At 39.2% G+C, this 17,024-nt stretch carries 12 protein-coding genes; 10 read left to right on the plus strand and 2 right to left on the minus strand.

The window, feature by feature from the left end:
* Positions 1-109 precede the first annotated feature (109 nt).
* The 8 genes from UMU13_RS01195 to UMU13_RS01230 all read left to right on the plus strand — a co-directional run bounded on the left by UMU13_RS01195 (position 110) and on the right by UMU13_RS01230 (position 11,537).
* Positions 110-1,219, plus strand: a complete 1,110-nt coding sequence (locus tag UMU13_RS01195) for a tRNA-queuosine alpha-mannosyltransferase domain-containing protein (protein WP_328216496.1) — start codon at positions 110-112, stop codon at positions 1,217-1,219.
* A 373-nt stretch (positions 1,220-1,592) separates the two neighbouring features.
* The gene (locus tag UMU13_RS01200) at positions 1,593-3,014 is read left to right on the plus strand and encodes a TolC family protein (RefSeq protein WP_328216499.1); all 1,422 of its coding nucleotides are present in this window, start codon (positions 1,593-1,595) and stop codon (positions 3,012-3,014) included.
* The gene (locus tag UMU13_RS01205) at positions 2,992-4,197 is read left to right on the plus strand and encodes an efflux RND transporter periplasmic adaptor subunit (protein WP_328216500.1); all 1,206 of its coding nucleotides are present in this window, start codon (positions 2,992-2,994) and stop codon (positions 4,195-4,197) included. The genes UMU13_RS01200 and UMU13_RS01205 overlap by 23 nt, the downstream gene beginning before the upstream one ends.
* Positions 4,194-7,340, plus strand: a complete 3,147-nt coding sequence (locus UMU13_RS01210; RefSeq protein ID WP_328216502.1) for an efflux RND transporter permease subunit — start codon at positions 4,194-4,196, stop codon at positions 7,338-7,340. The genes UMU13_RS01205 and UMU13_RS01210 overlap by 4 nt, the downstream gene beginning before the upstream one ends.
* Before the next feature lie 15 nt (positions 7,341-7,355).
* On the plus strand, positions 7,356-7,859 hold the full coding sequence (locus UMU13_RS01215; RefSeq protein WP_328216504.1) for a hypothetical protein: 504 nt from the start codon (positions 7,356-7,358) through the stop codon (positions 7,857-7,859).
* A 443-nt stretch (positions 7,860-8,302) separates the two neighbouring features.
* Complete coding sequence (locus UMU13_RS01220; protein WP_328216505.1) at positions 8,303-9,940, plus strand: BCCT family transporter; 1,638 nt, start codon at positions 8,303-8,305, stop codon at positions 9,938-9,940.
* 12 nt (positions 9,941-9,952) lie between these two features.
* Positions 9,953-10,843, plus strand: a complete 891-nt coding sequence (locus UMU13_RS01225) for a glycine betaine ABC transporter substrate-binding protein (protein WP_328216507.1) — start codon at positions 9,953-9,955, stop codon at positions 10,841-10,843.
* A 19-nt stretch (positions 10,844-10,862) separates the two neighbouring features.
* Entirely contained in the window at positions 10,863-11,537 is a 675-nt protein-coding gene (locus UMU13_RS01230; protein ID WP_328216508.1) for a S1 family peptidase, read from the plus strand.
* On the opposite strand, the gene UMU13_RS01235 is transcribed toward UMU13_RS01230, so the two are convergent.
* A complete protein-coding gene (locus tag UMU13_RS01235) occupies positions 11,530-12,117 on the minus strand; it encodes a hypothetical protein (protein WP_328216511.1) in 588 nt (195 codons plus the stop codon). The two genes, UMU13_RS01230 and UMU13_RS01235, sit on opposite strands and share 8 nt — an antisense overlap.
* A gap of 112 nt (positions 12,118-12,229) precedes the next feature.
* Between UMU13_RS01235 and glnE the strand changes: the two genes are divergently transcribed.
* Together glnE and UMU13_RS01245 are read left to right on the plus strand one after the other, a co-directional pair.
* Positions 12,230-15,079, plus strand: coding sequence for a bifunctional [glutamate--ammonia ligase]-adenylyl-L-tyrosine phosphorylase/[glutamate--ammonia-ligase] adenylyltransferase (gene glnE, locus UMU13_RS01240; protein WP_328216514.1), 2,850 nt, complete (start codon positions 12,230-12,232; stop codon positions 15,077-15,079).
* Entirely contained in the window at positions 15,076-15,633 is a 558-nt protein-coding gene (locus UMU13_RS01245; protein ID WP_328216515.1) for a thiamine phosphate synthase, read from the plus strand. The genes glnE and UMU13_RS01245 overlap by 4 nt, the downstream gene beginning before the upstream one ends.
* Here UMU13_RS01245 and UMU13_RS01250 read toward each other — a convergent pair.
* On the minus strand, positions 15,624-16,409 hold the full coding sequence (locus UMU13_RS01250; protein WP_328216517.1) for an IclR family transcriptional regulator: 786 nt from the start codon (positions 16,407-16,409) through the stop codon (positions 15,624-15,626). The genes UMU13_RS01245 and UMU13_RS01250 overlap by 10 nt on opposite strands.
* Positions 16,410-17,024 lie beyond the last annotated feature (615 nt).

Below are 17,024 nucleotides of genomic sequence, written 5' to 3' on the forward strand. Positions count from 1 at the left end.
AAATACCTTTAACAACCTCCGCGTTACACATATAAATGTGTAAATTTTTGGGTGATGCCAAAAGTTCTTATCTGTTGAATTTAATTTGATTTTTTAATATTATTTTTGGATGTCTGAAAATCATATCAAAATTTTGCTGTTAAGTGCTTATGAAGCCAAAAGCCATAAGTGCTGGCGGAAGTTTATGGAGGAAAATTTCACGAAGTATAAGTTTACTTCAGTTGTGCTTCCGCCCCGTTTTTTCTCTTGGAGGATTCACGGCAACCCTCTTATTTTCAGAGAATATGAAACAGAAAAACTGACAGAAAACTACGATTTAATTATTGCCACTTCAATGTGCGATGTTGCTACGATAAAAGGTTTCTTTCCCAATTTGGCCGGGATACCGGTAATTGTTTATTTTCACGAAAATCAGTTTGCATATCCGGAAACGGAGCGTGTGAAAAGTTATCAGGATGCCCAGATAAAAAGTATCAATTCCGCCGCTGTTGCTGAAAAGCTATTGTTTAACAGTTTTTATAATATGCAGACTTTTCTGGAGGAAGGTGAAAAACTGCTTAAAAAAATGCCGGATTTCAACAAAATAAAAATTTTTGAAAAGCTGGCAGCCAAAAGTGAGGTGCTGCCCGTCCCCATTTACCCTCTGGGCTTTGACAAAAAAACTGCAAATAACACCCCTGTTATTTTGTGGAACCACCGGTGGGAGTACGACAAAGCACCCGAAAGGTTTTTTCAAGCAATAAATAAACTCCGAAATAAGGGATACTCATTCAAATTGAATGTCGTCGGCCAGCAGTTTCGCAGACAGCCTGAATGTTTTGATAAATACAAAAACATTTTCAGAGATGAAATATTGCACTGGGGTTATATAAAGGATATTGATAAATACCATGAAATCTTACGAAATTCAGATTTTGTTGTCTCAGCTTCCCTGCATGAATTTCAGGGTTTAGCGGTACTGGAAGCCGTGTCTGCAGGGGCTGTGCCTGTTGTTCCCGACCGTATGGCATACAGAGAAATTTTTCAGGATATATACAGATATGCCTCGCATAAAAATGAGCCGGAAAAAGACATTAGTGCTTTGGTGGAAAAGATGGAAATATTTATTGAGAAATACAACAAGGGAGAATATATTCCAACACCTGATATATCCGGTTTTTACGTTTCAAACCTTAAGAGCAGATATGAGAGGGTGTTTGCGCAAATAATTGCTCGTTAATTTTGCCGCAACAGGTTATTATAGATACTGAACTTTGATTTTTTAAAACAGTCTAATCTTACACAGTGTTTTTGTTTGAAATGTAAATTTGTCTGAGTGATTGTATATTCAAGTTTCGCACTTGCATCTTTTGCAAGTCTTTGTTCACCCTGTTAAATATCAGCTTCGCTGATTGCCTGTGGCATTTAACAGGGCAGGGAGTGATAATGACGAAGCAATCTCTATTTTTATATTATTTTGAGATTGCCAAGACCCTGTTTTCACAGGGTCTCGCAATGACCGAACTAAGTGCGAAACTTGATTATATAATTGTATAATTTGAGTTTCTGCAATTGCTCATATTGTTGATAATGAAAAAACAGGACAAAAGTTAATGAAATGTAAATACCTTCTTTTGACAGTTTTGATTTTGCCGATGGTTTTTTCCTGCACTGTTTTCAAACCTGAAATTTCACAGGTTGAAACTGTGCTTGATAACAGCAAAGGTTCTGCAGCTGCCGGTTTTATCGACAATGAGACTCTGTGGTGGAATATTTTTGACAGTCCGGAAATTTCAAAACTTATGGATAAAGCTTTTGGTAACAACTTTAATATCAAAGCGGCTTATTACCGAATAAAACAGGCTCAGGCATCCTACAGAAAATCTTACAGCGGGTACTATCCTTCTGCCGACTTAAGTCTGGAGAGGAGTTACAATAAACAAAAACAGAAAAATCTTGATGCCGTTACCACCGATAAATGGAGTCTTGGGCTGAATGTCAGCTATGAAGCCGATATATGGGGCAAGACCAGTGCTGAAGCTGAAAGTGCAGCTTTACAGGTTGATATAAACCGGTACAATCTTAAAGGTAGTGCCCTCATCCTGAGCACCGATATTGCGAAGACCTGGGTTGATATTATTGCAAACAAAATCAAGCTTGATACTTTCAGAGAGCAGTTAAGATTGAATCGTGATATATATTCCATCATAGAGGAAAGATATTACAGTTCTATGGCAAATCTTATCGATTTGTATCAACAGGAAAGTGTTATCGCTAATATCCGGAGTAATATTGACGATACTATATCAGAAATAGAGCGACTGAAACAGAGTCTGAATGTATTGACCGGAACTCATCCGGGGGCGAAATTTTCTGTTGAAACAGAGAAAATGCCGGAAATAAAACCACTTCCCAAAGGCGGTCTGCCCGCCTCCGTTTTGAAAAACAGACCGGATTTAAAAGCATCATGGTTAAAGGTGAAATCTGCTGCCTGGAATGTTTCATCTGCAAAAGCCGCAAGACTTCCTTCTTTAAGACTTACGGGTTCCTATAATTATTCTGCTGAAAAGCTGGCGGATATTTTTGACAATTGGGCGCTGAATCTTGCAGGTTCTCTTATTGCACCTATAATAGACGGCGGTTCCAGAAAAGCTGAAGTGGCAAGAAGCAAAGCAGCTTTACAGGAAGCTGTTATGAATTACAAACAGGATGCTTTAAATGCCGTAAAAGAGGCTGAAGCAGCCCTGTTGAATGAAAGCAAATACATAAAGCGGATAAAAAATACTGAAAAGAGGCTTTCCATAGCTGAGAAAAGTCTGAAAGAAGCTGAGCGAAGGTATTATTCCGGCATATCCGATTATTCCGCAGTACTTAACCAGAGACTTAATATTCTTGAACTTAAAAGCACACTTACAGACCTCAAAAGTGCCAGAATCAAGTCAAGAATCGATCTCTATAAAGCTGCCGGAGGCAGAATACCCGAACTAAACGAAATCCTGAAAGAGGTTAAAAATGGACGAACAGCAGAAAAATAAACGTGTGGAAGAGGAGAGCAAGACACTTCCCAAAAAGACCTGGTGGCAAAGGCTTTTATCTTTTATTATGATAGTATTCATAATCGGGGCAGGTGTCTATGGTGTGAAATATTTTTTATCTTCCAGACCGATGCCACAGATCTCAAAACCGGAAAAAATTATTCCTACCGTTACTGTTAAAGATATAAAGCCTTCCGAGCATCGGGTCAGTATCTCAGCTTACGGTAATGTAAAAATAAAAAACGATGTGGAAATAAAATCTCAGGTTTCGGGTATTGTGACTTATGTGTCCGACAAATTAGATCTGGGTGAATTTGTGAAAGCAGGGGAAATCCTTGTGAAAATTGATAAAACTGACTACGAAATTGCCCTTGAAAAGAGCCTGAGTGCACTTGAACAGGCACAATCAAATCTTACACTTGAAAAAGGGAAACAGTCGGTTGCAAAGAAGGAATGGGAAATAATGCAAAAACGAGTCGGCGATAATATTTCCAAGGAACAAAAGGCACTTGCCTTAAGAGTTCCTCAGCTTATGAGTGCCAGAGCTGCAGTGAAGCAGGCTGAGGCTGATGTCCGGAAAGCCCGGCTGGATCTGAAACGAACTGTTATAAGGTCTCCTTTTAACGGGATTGTGATGAAAAAAAATGTCAGCAAAGGCTCTTACCTGAATGTTCAGGGGTCAGTGGCCAGGATTATTTCAACTGAGGATTTTTACGTTGAAGCTTATATAGAAAAGGAGAAGCTGAAGTGGCTGGATAAATCCAAGCCTGTAATGATAGAATCAGGTGCCGGCAAATTTACAGGTAAAGTTGAGGAAGTGCTGCCTGATGTACAGGACAAGGGACTTATGGCAAAACTTTTGATTACGGTCAACAACCCCCTTCAATCTGATCCTCCTCTCCTGGTAGGTGATTATGCCGAGGTTATTTTTAAAGGTAAGATTCTGAAGGATATTTATAAAATACCGAGATCAGCAGTTTCCGACCGGGGTAAAATATATCTCGTTGATAGTGAGTACAAACTTAGAATTAAAGAGTACGATAAAATGTGGGAAGATGAAAAATATATATATGTCAAAAATACATTTCCTCAGGAATGGAAGCTGGTCGTAAGTAAAATATTCGCTCCTTCAGACGGTATGAAAGTTAAAGTTTCTGAAGAAAACGCCGGTGCTTCCAGATGAGTAATGAAAAGATAAAGAAAGGTCCTATTGCCTGGATGGCAAAAAATTCGGTTGCAGCCAACATTCTAATGATTTTCCTCCTTATAGGAGGTCTTTTTATGGCTTCCAACATTAAACAGGAGGTGTTCCCCGAGTTTGAACTGGACACTGTTACGATTACAGTCGCTTATCCCGGTGCCAGCCCCGAAGAAGTGGAAAAGGGCGTCATATTACCTGTTGAAGAAGCTATCGAGGGGATAAATGGGATAAAAGAAATCAGGTCTACCGCTAATGAGAGCTCAGGTACTGTTACTGTGGAAGCGGTAACCGGCTATGATATGCAGAAACTCTATCAGGACATTAAAAATGAAGTGGACAGAATAGATTCCTTTCCCACTGATGCAGAGGATCCTCAGGTTTTTATACCTTCAAGGCGAATTACTGTAACCACATTGATTCTGTATGGTAATCAAAGCAAACAAACTCTAAAAGAGTATGCTGATATTGTGAAAAACCGTTTAATAGCAGACGACCGCATTACGGTGGTTGAGATAAGCGGAGCGAATGACTACGAGATTAAGGTGGATGTTTCTGAAGATGCCTTAAAAAAGTATGATTTGACACTGCAGGAGATAGCATCAAAAATCAGCAAAGCGTCCCTTGATCTGCCTGCAGGAACGATAGAAACAAGTGAAGGGGATATTCTAGTAAGACTGAAAGAGCGAAAAGATTATGCCCCCCAGTTTGCGGATATTCCCGTTGTGGCAACCAGCAGCGGAACTCTTGTGAAATTAGGAGATATTGCTTCTGTAACAGGCGGTTTTGAAGACACAAACAATTATGTGGTGTTTAACGGAAGAAAAGCCATTGAACTGGAAGTATTCCGTGTAGGCAAGCAGAAACCGGTGGAAGTTGCCGAAGCAGTAAATGAGCATATAAAACAACTTAATGAAACCCTGCCTTCGGGACTTTCCATAGAAAAAGTGCGGGACAGGTCAATAATTTTTGAACAGCGGGTTAATCTTCTCCTTAAAAACGGGCTGCTTGGTTTAGGCCTGGTAATGATACTTCTCAGTATTTTTCTTGAGCTTCGACTTGCATTTTGGGTTGCTGTGGGCATCCTTGTTTCTTTTCTCGGCTCCTTTTTCATCCTGCCGTTATTCGGGACAACTATAAATATGATTTCTCTGTTTGCATTTATTATCACACTCGGAATAGTTGTTGATGATGCTATTGTTGTGGGGGAAAACATATACAGCTACAGACAAAAAAGACTGGATTTTATATCTGCATCGATTAAAGGGACCCGGGAAATAGCAATGCCCGTATGTTTTAGTGTGCTGACCAATATGGTGGCGTTTCTCCCGATGTATTTTGTGCCGGGGATAGCGGGTAAAATTTTCGGTATCATTCCTGTAGTCGTTGTTTCAGTATTTGCTATTTCACTTGTTGAGGCTTTGTTTATACTACCTGCCCATTTAGCACATCAGAAAAAATATTTTACAAGCAGAATTATGTATTTTTTTCACAGAAATCAGCAAAAGGTAAGCAGGCTTTTTGAATGGTTTATAAGGCAGGTATACCGCCCCTCCCTTAAAATTTTTCTGAAATTCAGGTATATAAGTATAACCGCAGGTATAGGTGTGTTAATAGTGACCATGGCTTTTGTGGCAAGCGGCCGGATGGGATTTGCAATGTTTCCGAAAGTAGAATCTGATTTTGCCTATTTAACCATTCAAATGCCGTTGGGTACCCCCGATGGGAGAATAAAAAATCTGGAAGAAAAAATTTATCGGTCTGCCTTAAAACTGAGAGAGCAGTACCGGGATTCATCTCTGGTTGAAAATATACTTGTCAGTGTAAATGAGGATTCCGTCAGAGGAAGAGTTTATTTGGCTCCCCCGGAACAAAGGGTTTTAAGTACCGCTGAATTTGTGCAAAAATGGAGAAAAGAGTTGGGCTCAATACCGGATGCTGAACAGGTGAATTTTCAGTCAGATTTCGGAGGTCCGGGCTCCGGTGCAGATCTCACTGTTGAACTGAGCCACCAGAATATGGATGTTTTAAAGGCAGCAAGTTCAGAGTTAGCAGATGAAATTGCAAAATTTGACATTGCCTCAGATATTGAAGACGGATTTGTTGAGGGTAAAGACCAATTCGATGTTTATCTTAAGCCAAAAGCCTATTTTCTCGGCTTGACACCGCAAATAGTTGCAAGGGAGCTGAGAAGCAGATATTATGGTGTGGAAGCATTGAAACAGTTAAGAGGGAAAAATGAAGTGACCGTGATGGTCAGAATCGATAAAAAGGAAAGAACAAGCGTCCACTATTTCAACAATATGAAAATAAGCACGCCCTCCGGGGTTGAGGTGCCGTTAGATACGATTGCCAATATTAAACGCGGGAAAGCTTACACTTCCATAAACAGGCGCGACGGTAAAAGGATTGTTTCGGTGACAGCGGATGTTGAGCCACAGAACAGAACAGTGGAGATAGTAAATTCACTCCAAAAAGGTTTTCTTGATGAACTGGCGGCAAAGTATCCCGGTCTTTCTTACAGCTTCGAGGGTAAACAGTCCGATTTAAAAGAAAGCGTCGGCTCCTTAATGCGCGGCCTTGCCATGGCATTGTTGGCCATCTATGTGATTTTGGCGATTCCTTTTAAAAGCTACATGCAGCCGGTCATTATAATGTGCAGCATCCCTTTCGGCGTTGTAGGTGCTGTTTACGGGCATTTACTTCTGGGCTACAGTCTCAGTCTCATGAGTCTTTTCGGCATTGTGGCTTTGGCAGGGGTGGTTGTGAACAGCTCCCTTGTTCTTATCGATTATGCAAACAGATTAAGACGCAATAGTAATTATACAGCATATACAGCAATTATTGAATCCTCTCTTTCACGCTTCAGGCCGGTATTCCTCACAACATTCACGACATTCTTCGGTCTTATGCCGATGATTTTTGAAACTTCAAGACAGGCACGTTTTCTTATTCCGATGGCTATATCACTCGGGTTTGGGATACTGTTTTCTATTCTGATTACTCTTATTTTTGTCCCCTCGCTTTATGTGATTCTCGAAGATTTAAAAAACTTTTTGATAAAAGTTTTTGCACCGGCGAAAAGGTTTGGTGACGAGATGCACGACAGCACTGAAAAAAATAATTAGGACGAAGGAGAAAAAATGAAAATTTTTAATAACATTTTTATGATGTTTATTTTCAGCCTGGTGATTGCTAACACGGTGTGGGCGGGTAACAACATTTATCCGGCTGAGCTTGGAGGACTTAAAAAAATCAGAATGATAGAAGGTGAAGAAGCGATACAATCTGTAATGAAGCTTCACAGGGGAGCCAAAATTACACTTAAGGATGCTGTGGTGGCGGAATACGGAGGAAATAACGGTGGAAAAGCAATAATATGGGCATCAATGTCAGAAACCAGCAAAGCTGCAGGAAATTTGATCAGTAGAATGAATAAAAAGATGCCTTCAAGTAAAATGTACAGAAATTTCAGTTCCATAAAAGTCAACAGGTGTAAAATATATTCTGTGGATGGAATGGGTATGAAAAACTATTATTTTGTAAAAGATAAATGGAATTACTGGCTGACAGTTAACGCAGGCAACAGCAGAGCTGTTTTGAATGATTTTATGAGCAATCTGACAGATTGTAAAATCCCGGAATAAGTTTAAAGGCTTTGAGCTGCCGGAATATCATCTGTGCAGCTTTTAATGTTTTAACCAATCCCTTCAACCAGCATACAAATTATTAATTTCCCTCTTACGAAAGGCTGTAAGATTGCTTTCTGAGCACTTAATGCGCTAAATGCTGATTGCAATAAAGCGCGGTTAAAAAGCGCTAAACTTGTCATGAATGCAAGTTCACCTTCTGTTGATTTGCCCATTATTGTTTGTTAAGATTAATAGATAGCTGATAAATTAAGACTTTTAAATAATTATGTGACTGTCACCTTAAACTCGTTTCAGAGTCTCGTAAGCTATTGGTAATAAGAGACGCTGAAATAAATGGTTGACTATGGCCACCATTTATCTGCCTAAAGGGGGATCCAGCAGCAGGATTTTTGGTATAATATTTAAAGCAAAATAATAAAAATTTAAATGAGGGTAATATGAGTGAGGAGAAAAAAGATCATCAGAGTGAAAGTGGTAAGCGTGAATGGTTTCACCTTGATATTCATCCCTGGGTATTTTTTATTTCGGCTGCACTGATTATTTTGTTTGTCGTCGGTGCTATTTTATTCCAGAGTTATCTTGGTAATTTTTTCGGGCAGATGCAGAATGGGATGTCAAAGTATGCCGGATGGTTTTTTATTTTTACAGTTAATATCGTTTTGGTAGTTTGTCTTGTGGTTCTGATAAGCAGGTTTGGGAGTATAAAACTTGGCGGGCCTGATGCTGAGCCTGAATTTTCTACAATGGGCTGGTTTTCTATGCTTTTTTCAGCGGGAATGGGAATAGGGCTTTTATTCTATGGTGTAGCAGAACCGATGTTCCACTATACCGCCAACCCCTTAACGGAACCGGGTACTCAGGAGGCTGCCCGAAGAGCCATGGACATAACCTTTCTTCACTGGGGACTTCATCCGTGGGGTGTATACACAATAGTCGGATTATCGTTGGCTTTTTTCTCTTTTAATAAGAATCTGCCGTTATCTATCAGAACTGCCTTTTATCCGGTTTTTGGAGAGAAGATTTATGGCGGCATAGGCAATGTAATTGATATTATTGCAACAGTGGCTACACTTTTCGGCGTTGCCACTTCATTGGGGCTTGGTGTGCAGCAGGTTAATGCCGGTCTTGATCACTTGCTGGGCATAGGGCAGACCAAGACAATCCAGGTAATATTGATAACAATTATTACTGCCTTTGCCACCTGGTCAGTTGTTAACGGCCTGGACAAAGGTATTAAAAGGTTATCGCAAATAAATATCGGTTTGGCGTTTTTACTGCTGGTATTTGTGTTTATACTGGGTCCTACATTATTTATTTTAAACGCTTTTCTGGAGAATATCGGATATTATCTTCAATATCTGCCGCAGCTTTCCACATGGAATGAGACATATGAGCATTCCCAGTGGCAGCACGGCTGGACAATTTTTTACTGGGCATGGTGGATTGCATGGTCTCCGTTTGTTGGAATGTTTATCGCCCGGGTATCCTATGGAAGGACAATTAAACAGTTTATTCTTGGGGTTCTTCTTGTACCGACTCTGGTAACGTTTATATGGATAACTGTTTTCGGTAATACAGCTCTTTTTATAGAAATGTTCGGGGCAGGAGGTATTGCTAAAGCGGTACAGGAAAACATTCCTCTTTCAATGTTTGTGTTGATGGAAAATTTTCCATTGTCTACAGTTACTTCAGCTTTGACAGTATTTGTAGTGATTGCATTTTTTGTTACTTCATCAGACTCCGGTTCAATGGTAATAGATATTATTACTTCAGGCGGTAACCCCAATCCTCCTGTGCTTTCACGGCTTTTTTGGGCGATACTGGAAGGTGTGGTTGCGGCTTCTCTTCTTGTTGGTGGGGGTCTTGTTGCTCTCCAAACAGCGGCAATTACAACAGGTCTGCCGTTTGCGTTAGTGTTGCTGGGCATGTGTTATGCCCTTTTTAAGGGTCTTTCGGAATATGCCGGGCCACAGGAGTTTAAAATAACCGGACCTGAGCTGAAAAAAACGCGCAGTGTTAAAGTAAAGAAAAGACCTAAGTTGGATAAAACTTTTGGCAGCAGAAGGCTTTGGTAAAGGGGGTGGGCAGTGATTAAAAAAATTATTTTTATTTTATTAATGAGTTTTTTGGGAGTCAATCTTTTTGCAGCAGATAAAGTTGTGAAAATTGGATATGCAGACTGGTCAAGTTCAATTGCAACCAGTTATACTGTAAAGGCGATTATGGAAGAAAAGATGGGAGTTCGTTGCAGGCTGATAGAAATGCCTGCTGACGAAATGTGGAAATCAGTTGCAGAAGGCAGGGTTGATGCTATTTTATCTGCATGGCTGCCCGATACTCATGAAAAATATTATAACGAATATAAAGATTCCGTTGTAAATCTTGGTGCTAACCTTAAAGGGACTAAAATAGGACTGGTTATTCCCCAGGTACCTGCCGGCAGATTTACAACAGGAACAGGGATACAAAACAAACCTTATATGGATATTGACTCTATCCCTGAGCTTCAACAATATAAAACGAAACTGAAGAGAAGGATAATAGGTATAGATCCGGAAGCCGGTATAATGTTGAAAACAAGGGAAGCAATTGAAGAATATAATCTGGACAGTTTCAGATTAATTTCTATTAGTGAGCAAAATATGTTAAATGAGCTGGAGCGTGCCATAAGATATAAACGATGGATTGTTGTCACCGGCTGGGAACCCCACTGGATTTTTGCAAGGTGGGATCTGAAGTTTCTGGATGACCCCAAAAATGTATATGGCGACGGCGGGTATATAGCTACTGTTGTCAGAAAGGGACTTAAAGACGATATGCCTTCAATTTACAAGTTTCTGGACAATTTTAACTGGCAAAAAGATGATATTGAACAGGTTATGATGTGGATTCATCAAGACAGAGGGAATTTTCCTTACGAAAAAGCCCTTCGGTGGATTAAAGCCAATGAAAACAAAATACAAAATTGGCTGAATTAATATTATATAAGGAGAAATCATGTTTAGGGAGACTTTTTTACGCTATAGATACGGCTGCCTGAAACTATTTGCCAGAGAGGGAGACAGCGTGGTTTTCATGGGTTCAGCCTTTATAGTTCACAATGAAGGTTACCTGGTAACCTCTGCACATCTGCTTTACACACAGCAGAATCTTCTTGTAATTACAGGTGCATCCGGGGATGATTTTCATCATGTGTCCAATGAGGAGCATACACCGATACCTGTTAATGTGGTTGAAATTGATCATGACAGAGATCTTGCCCTTTTGAAAATTGATACGGAGATAAAGATTGAAATGCCTGACCATCTTATCGGTGTACCGGATAATGTTCATATCGGTCACTATGTGTCATGTGTGGGCTACCCTTTTGGTTTTCATCATGTGTTTAACCAGGCTATTCAATCAGCAATTGTATCAGCAAAAATGAAAACAAAAAACGGAACGAATATTTTTCTGTTTAACTCGATGATACATTTAGGCACCAGAGGCGGACAGCTCATTGACGTTGAAGAAGGCCGGGTTATCGGTGTTGTGGCAGGACAGTTTGATCCATTTGAAGCAGCACCTAAATTCATGAGAGAAGAAGATTTGCCGGGGTCAAGTTTTTCCTATGCCATTTCTATTGAATACGTTGAAGATATGCTGAAAGAACAAGGGGTGGAGATTATTTGATTTTGTCAATTTCATCCATCATGCGGCGGTAACATGATGGACATAACCCGTGTGTCAGTTGGGGAAGTTTTGTTTTTAAAAACAGTTCCAGTTTTTTTAGTGCATCTTCAACCTCACTCCAGGTGTTTTTGTCAGTTTTGATTTTTTTGCACATGCTGCATACTGTGATTAACTCAGAACCTTCTTTGTTTTTCGCTAATATGTTTACTTTACAACGTTTCTCTGTCTTTAATGTATAACTTTTAAAAAGAATTTCTCCATAGTTTAAAGGGGAGATTTCCATTTCAAGAAATCTTCTTTCTGCGGGGGAGTCACAACGGAAAGGAAATTTAACAGACTTGCCTGAATTTCTCACAGTTTCGATAATAGTCTGATAGAGAAACCTTGTCTCAGGGTCACAGATACAGTCAAATATGTGCATTCCATAAACGAATTCTTTCTTACACTTTATGCCGCAGTCATTTAAGCGTGCAAACCTTATCCATGCCTGATCGATATAATTTATTCGGTCTTTTTTGTCGATTTTGTATTCAATCGTTTCAGCTGCGATAACTTTTACTCCTATACGAATTACAGGCAAATTTTAATTCTGTAATTTTATTTAAGAAACCAAACAATACCATTATAAAACGAATATAAAAATATGTATATCTTTTACTTTATAATCAGTACCAATTTCTTTATAATGGGTTATGGATACAAGTGCAGTATTTACCGATGAGATTAAACGAAGTTTAGGCCCCAAAGAGTGCGAAAATCTTGAATATCTTTGCAGGCACTCAGAGTTAATTGCCAAATTTCTGCTCAATCACCCGACGATAATCGATTATTTGTATAATAATCTCTATTCCGAACGCAGTGTGAAGACAATATTTAAAAGTAATGAAGACTTGTTGACCTATTCAGACAGAGAATCAGATTTTCTGAAAAGCCTAAGAATTATGAGGATGCGCGAGTATTTATTGATAGCGTATAAAGATTTGATTGAAAAAGCAGGCGTTAAGGATATAACGGCAAACATATCCTCTTTCGCTTCGGCCGCTTTGGAAGCAGCCTATAAAAAGTCTTACAAAGATTTAACCCGTCTGTATGGAATACCTCTTACCGAGAGTAATAAAGAATGCGCTTTTTGTGTTATAGGACTTGGCAAACTGGGAGGCTGGGAGCTTAATTTTTCTTCAGATGTGGATATAATGTTCGTTTATGAAACGGAGAAGGGAAGTACATCAGGCGGCAGTAAAGGGAGCCTGGAAAATCATGTGTTTTTTGTGAAACTGGCTGAAAAAATAAAATATTATATTTCGGAAAACACAGAAGACGGAATAGTTTACCGTGTGGATTTAAGGCTCAGGCCGGACGGGGATAAAGGAGCCATTGCTCTGCCTTTGAGAAGCTACGAACTGTATTACGAATCTTACGGACAGAGCTGGGAAAGGATGATGCTTCTTAAGTCGTTGCCGGTAGCCGGTAATCTGGAGCTTGGAACAAGATTTTTTGAGGTGGTGAAACCTTTTGTTTTTAAGAAGAGTATCGATTACAAGCTGATTGATGAGCTGTCGAGAATAAAGTCAAAGATTAATGAGCGTGTAAAATATAAAAAAGATCATATGAATGTCAAACTGGGTAAGGGAGGCATAAGGGAGATTGAATTTATCATTCAGGTGCTTCAGATACTTAACTACTCCAAATACCCGGATGTCTACAGACGTAACAGTCTTGAAGCTATTCAAGCTCTTAATGAATATAATCTGCTTGATAAAAAGGAAGCTGATTCTCTGAGCGAATCATATACTTTTTTGAGAAAGCTGGAGCATATGGCTCAGATTGAAAAGGGGCTGCAGACGCACAGAGTACCTATTAATTCCCAAGGATTCGATAAATTTCTTGAGCGCTCCGGGTATACAGATAAAGAGCATTTTTTAAAAGACTATAACTACTATACGGGCAGCGTTAACCGTATTTTCAATGATATTCTTAAAGAGAATGAAGTAAATCCTGTATCGATAGTTTTTGATGAGGAAATGGGGAATGAAGATATTGCTGAATATCTTGAAAGCATAGGGATAAAGGATGCCCAAGAGTGTGCCGGGATACTTGCCAAAATTGTCAGCGGCAGAAAATCGCGCCCACGCAGCGCTTCAGAAACCCAGATTCTGGCAAGGCTTCTCAGTATGGTTATAAACGAGGTTAAAACAACCCAGAATCCTTTAAATACACTCGGATATTTTGAAAAATTTTTTTCCACGAATAACACCATCCACTTTTTCTTTGATATATTTTGTGAAATGCCTAAGATTTTAAGCAAAATTACTACAATCTTTTCAATCAGCCCCTATCTTTCAAATATTATCATTAAGAACAGCAACATCCTTGATTATATTTATGATCCGAAGAATCCTTCTTACAAAGAAAACGAATTATTCGAAACATTGTATAAATCCATCAGGAATGTAGAGGATGATGAGGAATATGAATATGACATTATCAGAAAAAAGCATCAGGAGTTGTTGTTTAACATCAGCTATGCATATATTAATAAAGATATCAATGTTATACAGTTTAACAGATCCCTCAGCAAGCTGGCAAAAGCAACTGTAAAGCTGGCTTTTATAAGAGAAGAAGGAAGGCTTTCCAAAAGATTCGGCAGACCCAAAAATTCGGAGGAAGAAGACTGCGGTTACACAGTAATAGGGATGGGGAAGCTCGGCAGTGAGGAAATGAGTCTGGGAACAGACCTTGATATGATAGTCCTTTATGAAGACGATGGAGAGACGTCCTCTTCCAACAATATCAGCAATAAGGTTTATTATTCAAAACTTGTCCAGAAAGTGATTTCTTTTTTATCCACCATAACTGTTTTCGGCCAGCTCTACAAAATAGATATGAGACTTCGCCCCAGCGGTGCCAGCGGAACACTGGTCACATCTATAGCTTCCTTTGAAGATTATCAGAAAAGAAAGGCGATGACATGGGAAAAGCAGGCTATGCTGAGAGGAAGTGCCTTTTATTATACAAAAAATTCTTTGAAAGAACATTTTGAAGATGTGAAGAAAGATGTTCTTTTTAGAAAGGCAATAAGTAATGATGAAGTTAGAGAAATCTATGATATGAGAAAGCGTATAGAGAAAGAAAAGGGCATTCCCCTGAATAAAAATAATATAAAAGCCGGTTACGGAGGAATCATTGACATTGAGTTTGCCGTACAGATGCTGCAGCTGGTTTACGGATACAGATATGAAAATCTGAGGCAGACGAGTACCCACAATGTTCTGCATGCACTGAAATCGAGTGGTATCCTTAAAGGGCGCGATTATTATGCCCTTCACAACAGTTATCTCTTCTATAGAAATCTTGAGAACCTTATTAGAGCTTATCAAAATACTTCGGCTTCTCGTCTGCCCAAAGAAAAGGACGTGTTGGAGCATATAAGCCTTTTTTTCGGCTTCAAAGACAGCGGAGGAGAGAAATTGATGAAAGAGTATGAAACAGTGCGGAAAACCGTAAGGTCGGCTTTTAACAGAATTTTTGACAAATATTTATGAAAAAAATAATTGTTGTTTTGGATTTTGATACTTTTAAGGACACTTTATTTGAAACCGCCCTATATGCAGCAAAATTTGATGTATGTATCTGGCTGCGTATTAAAGGCAAAAGTGGCAGGTTTGTTTTTAATACAGCATACAAGATCAGGAAGCTGGTTCCCCAAACCCATTTGATTCTATCGGAGAGAGCTGATATTGCTCATGTTTGTTCTTTTGAGGGGGTTCATCTCAATGCCGGCAGTCCGCCACCTCAAGAAATTAAACTGTCATTTCCTGATTTAAAAGTAGGCTATTCCGCCCATAGTAAACAGGAAATACATAAAACTGAAGCTGACTATTATACTCTGAGCCCTCTTTTTTATACGAAAAAAAATTATCCTGTGGCACCGCTGAAAAATATAGACATAACGGGAATTAACAAAAAAATTTATGCTTTGGGAGGTATAAACTCCTCCAATATCTCTAAAGTAAAGGATATGGGGTTCTACGGAGCGGCAGGGATTTCATTTGTGCAGGAATTGCCGCAAATGAAAAAGTTATTTGCTCAGCCCTGAAAACCCAATCTTTTTGAGATTTCCCTCGAATACTTTTTTAAAACGGGAAGAATTTCCTCTGTCATCTTTTCATCACTCATTCTGCAGGCCGGCCCGCTCACACTCAGAGCAGAAACAGGAACACCCAGATAATCTTTTATAGGTATGGCTATACACCTGACACGCTCCTCAAACTCTTCATCATCTATTGCGTAATCTTTCTCTCCAACCTCTCTGAGATGCTTTTTCAAAGCCGGGAGTGATGTAATCGTTTTATCAGTATAACGTCTAAGGCGGGCACCCATATATATTTTATTCAGTTCCTCTTCAGAGGCATATGCCAGTTGTGCTTTGCCAATTGCCGTACAGTAAGCGGGAACATCCCTGCCTACACGTGAAACAATTCTAACTGTTTGAGGAGCTTCAACTATGTCAAGGTATATTACGCTTCCTTCTCTGAGAATACCTATGTAAACCGACTCGTTTACCTGCTCAACAATTTTTTCCATAAAAGGCTTGGCTAGTTTGAGGATTCCCAGTTTATTGATAAATTTCTGACCCAGGTTAAATATGCCTATACCGAGTCTGTAGTTCTCGGTGTTCATATTCTGTTCTATGTAACCTCTTGATTCCAGTGTTGCAAGCAGACGAAAAACGTTATTTTTATGAAGTCCCAATGTTTTACTGAGCTCTGTAACACCGAACTCTTCCTTTTTCTCCGCAGTTCTGAACACTTCAAAAAGCTCCAAAGCATGATGTACCGATTGAACCGGCTTTACATTTGTTTTATACGGCATAAGATTCTCCTCTTTTTCCGATGATATTAAAATATAACACTTTTCTGAATTCAAATCAACTTTGTTTAAAATCTGTAATTCTTATTTTTATATTTGTCAATATTAAATAAATTTCTAGCGTCACCCCATTTTTTGCAGCAAGAATATTTTTCAATGTAATTTGCACGCATTTCACAGCCGAAACTCGAAACTACTGCCGCTAACCGTCTACACCCTCCTCTCATAATTGTTTTTATTTGCAAATATTTATCCACTTTACATTCCAACACAGGGTGTGACCGCTAACCGGCAGTACGTTTCTCAGACATCGGCTGCTTCATTTGTGCAAATCACATTGAAATAAGGGTAATGTTAGCTAAGTATATGTAAAACAATATTTTTATATAATTTTTGGGGTGATACCAGCAAATAAATTGCCACCCTCCCATTTTTTTAAAATATTGCTATAGCGGGGCGTTGTTGCTGAAATAATGAAATGGGGAGATAGTGAGGAAGGGGGATGGTGAAATGGTGAAGTGGTCTATTGATTGAACAGTGTATTTGTATATTAGTATATTTGTTATTCAGGTTTTCCATTTGCACTGTTTTCACGTCTTTGCGAGGAGTGAAAACGAC

This window comes from Flexistipes sp. (assembly GCF_036172515.1).
Classification (GTDB): Bacteria; Chrysiogenota; Deferribacteres; order Deferribacterales; family Flexistipitaceae; genus Flexistipes.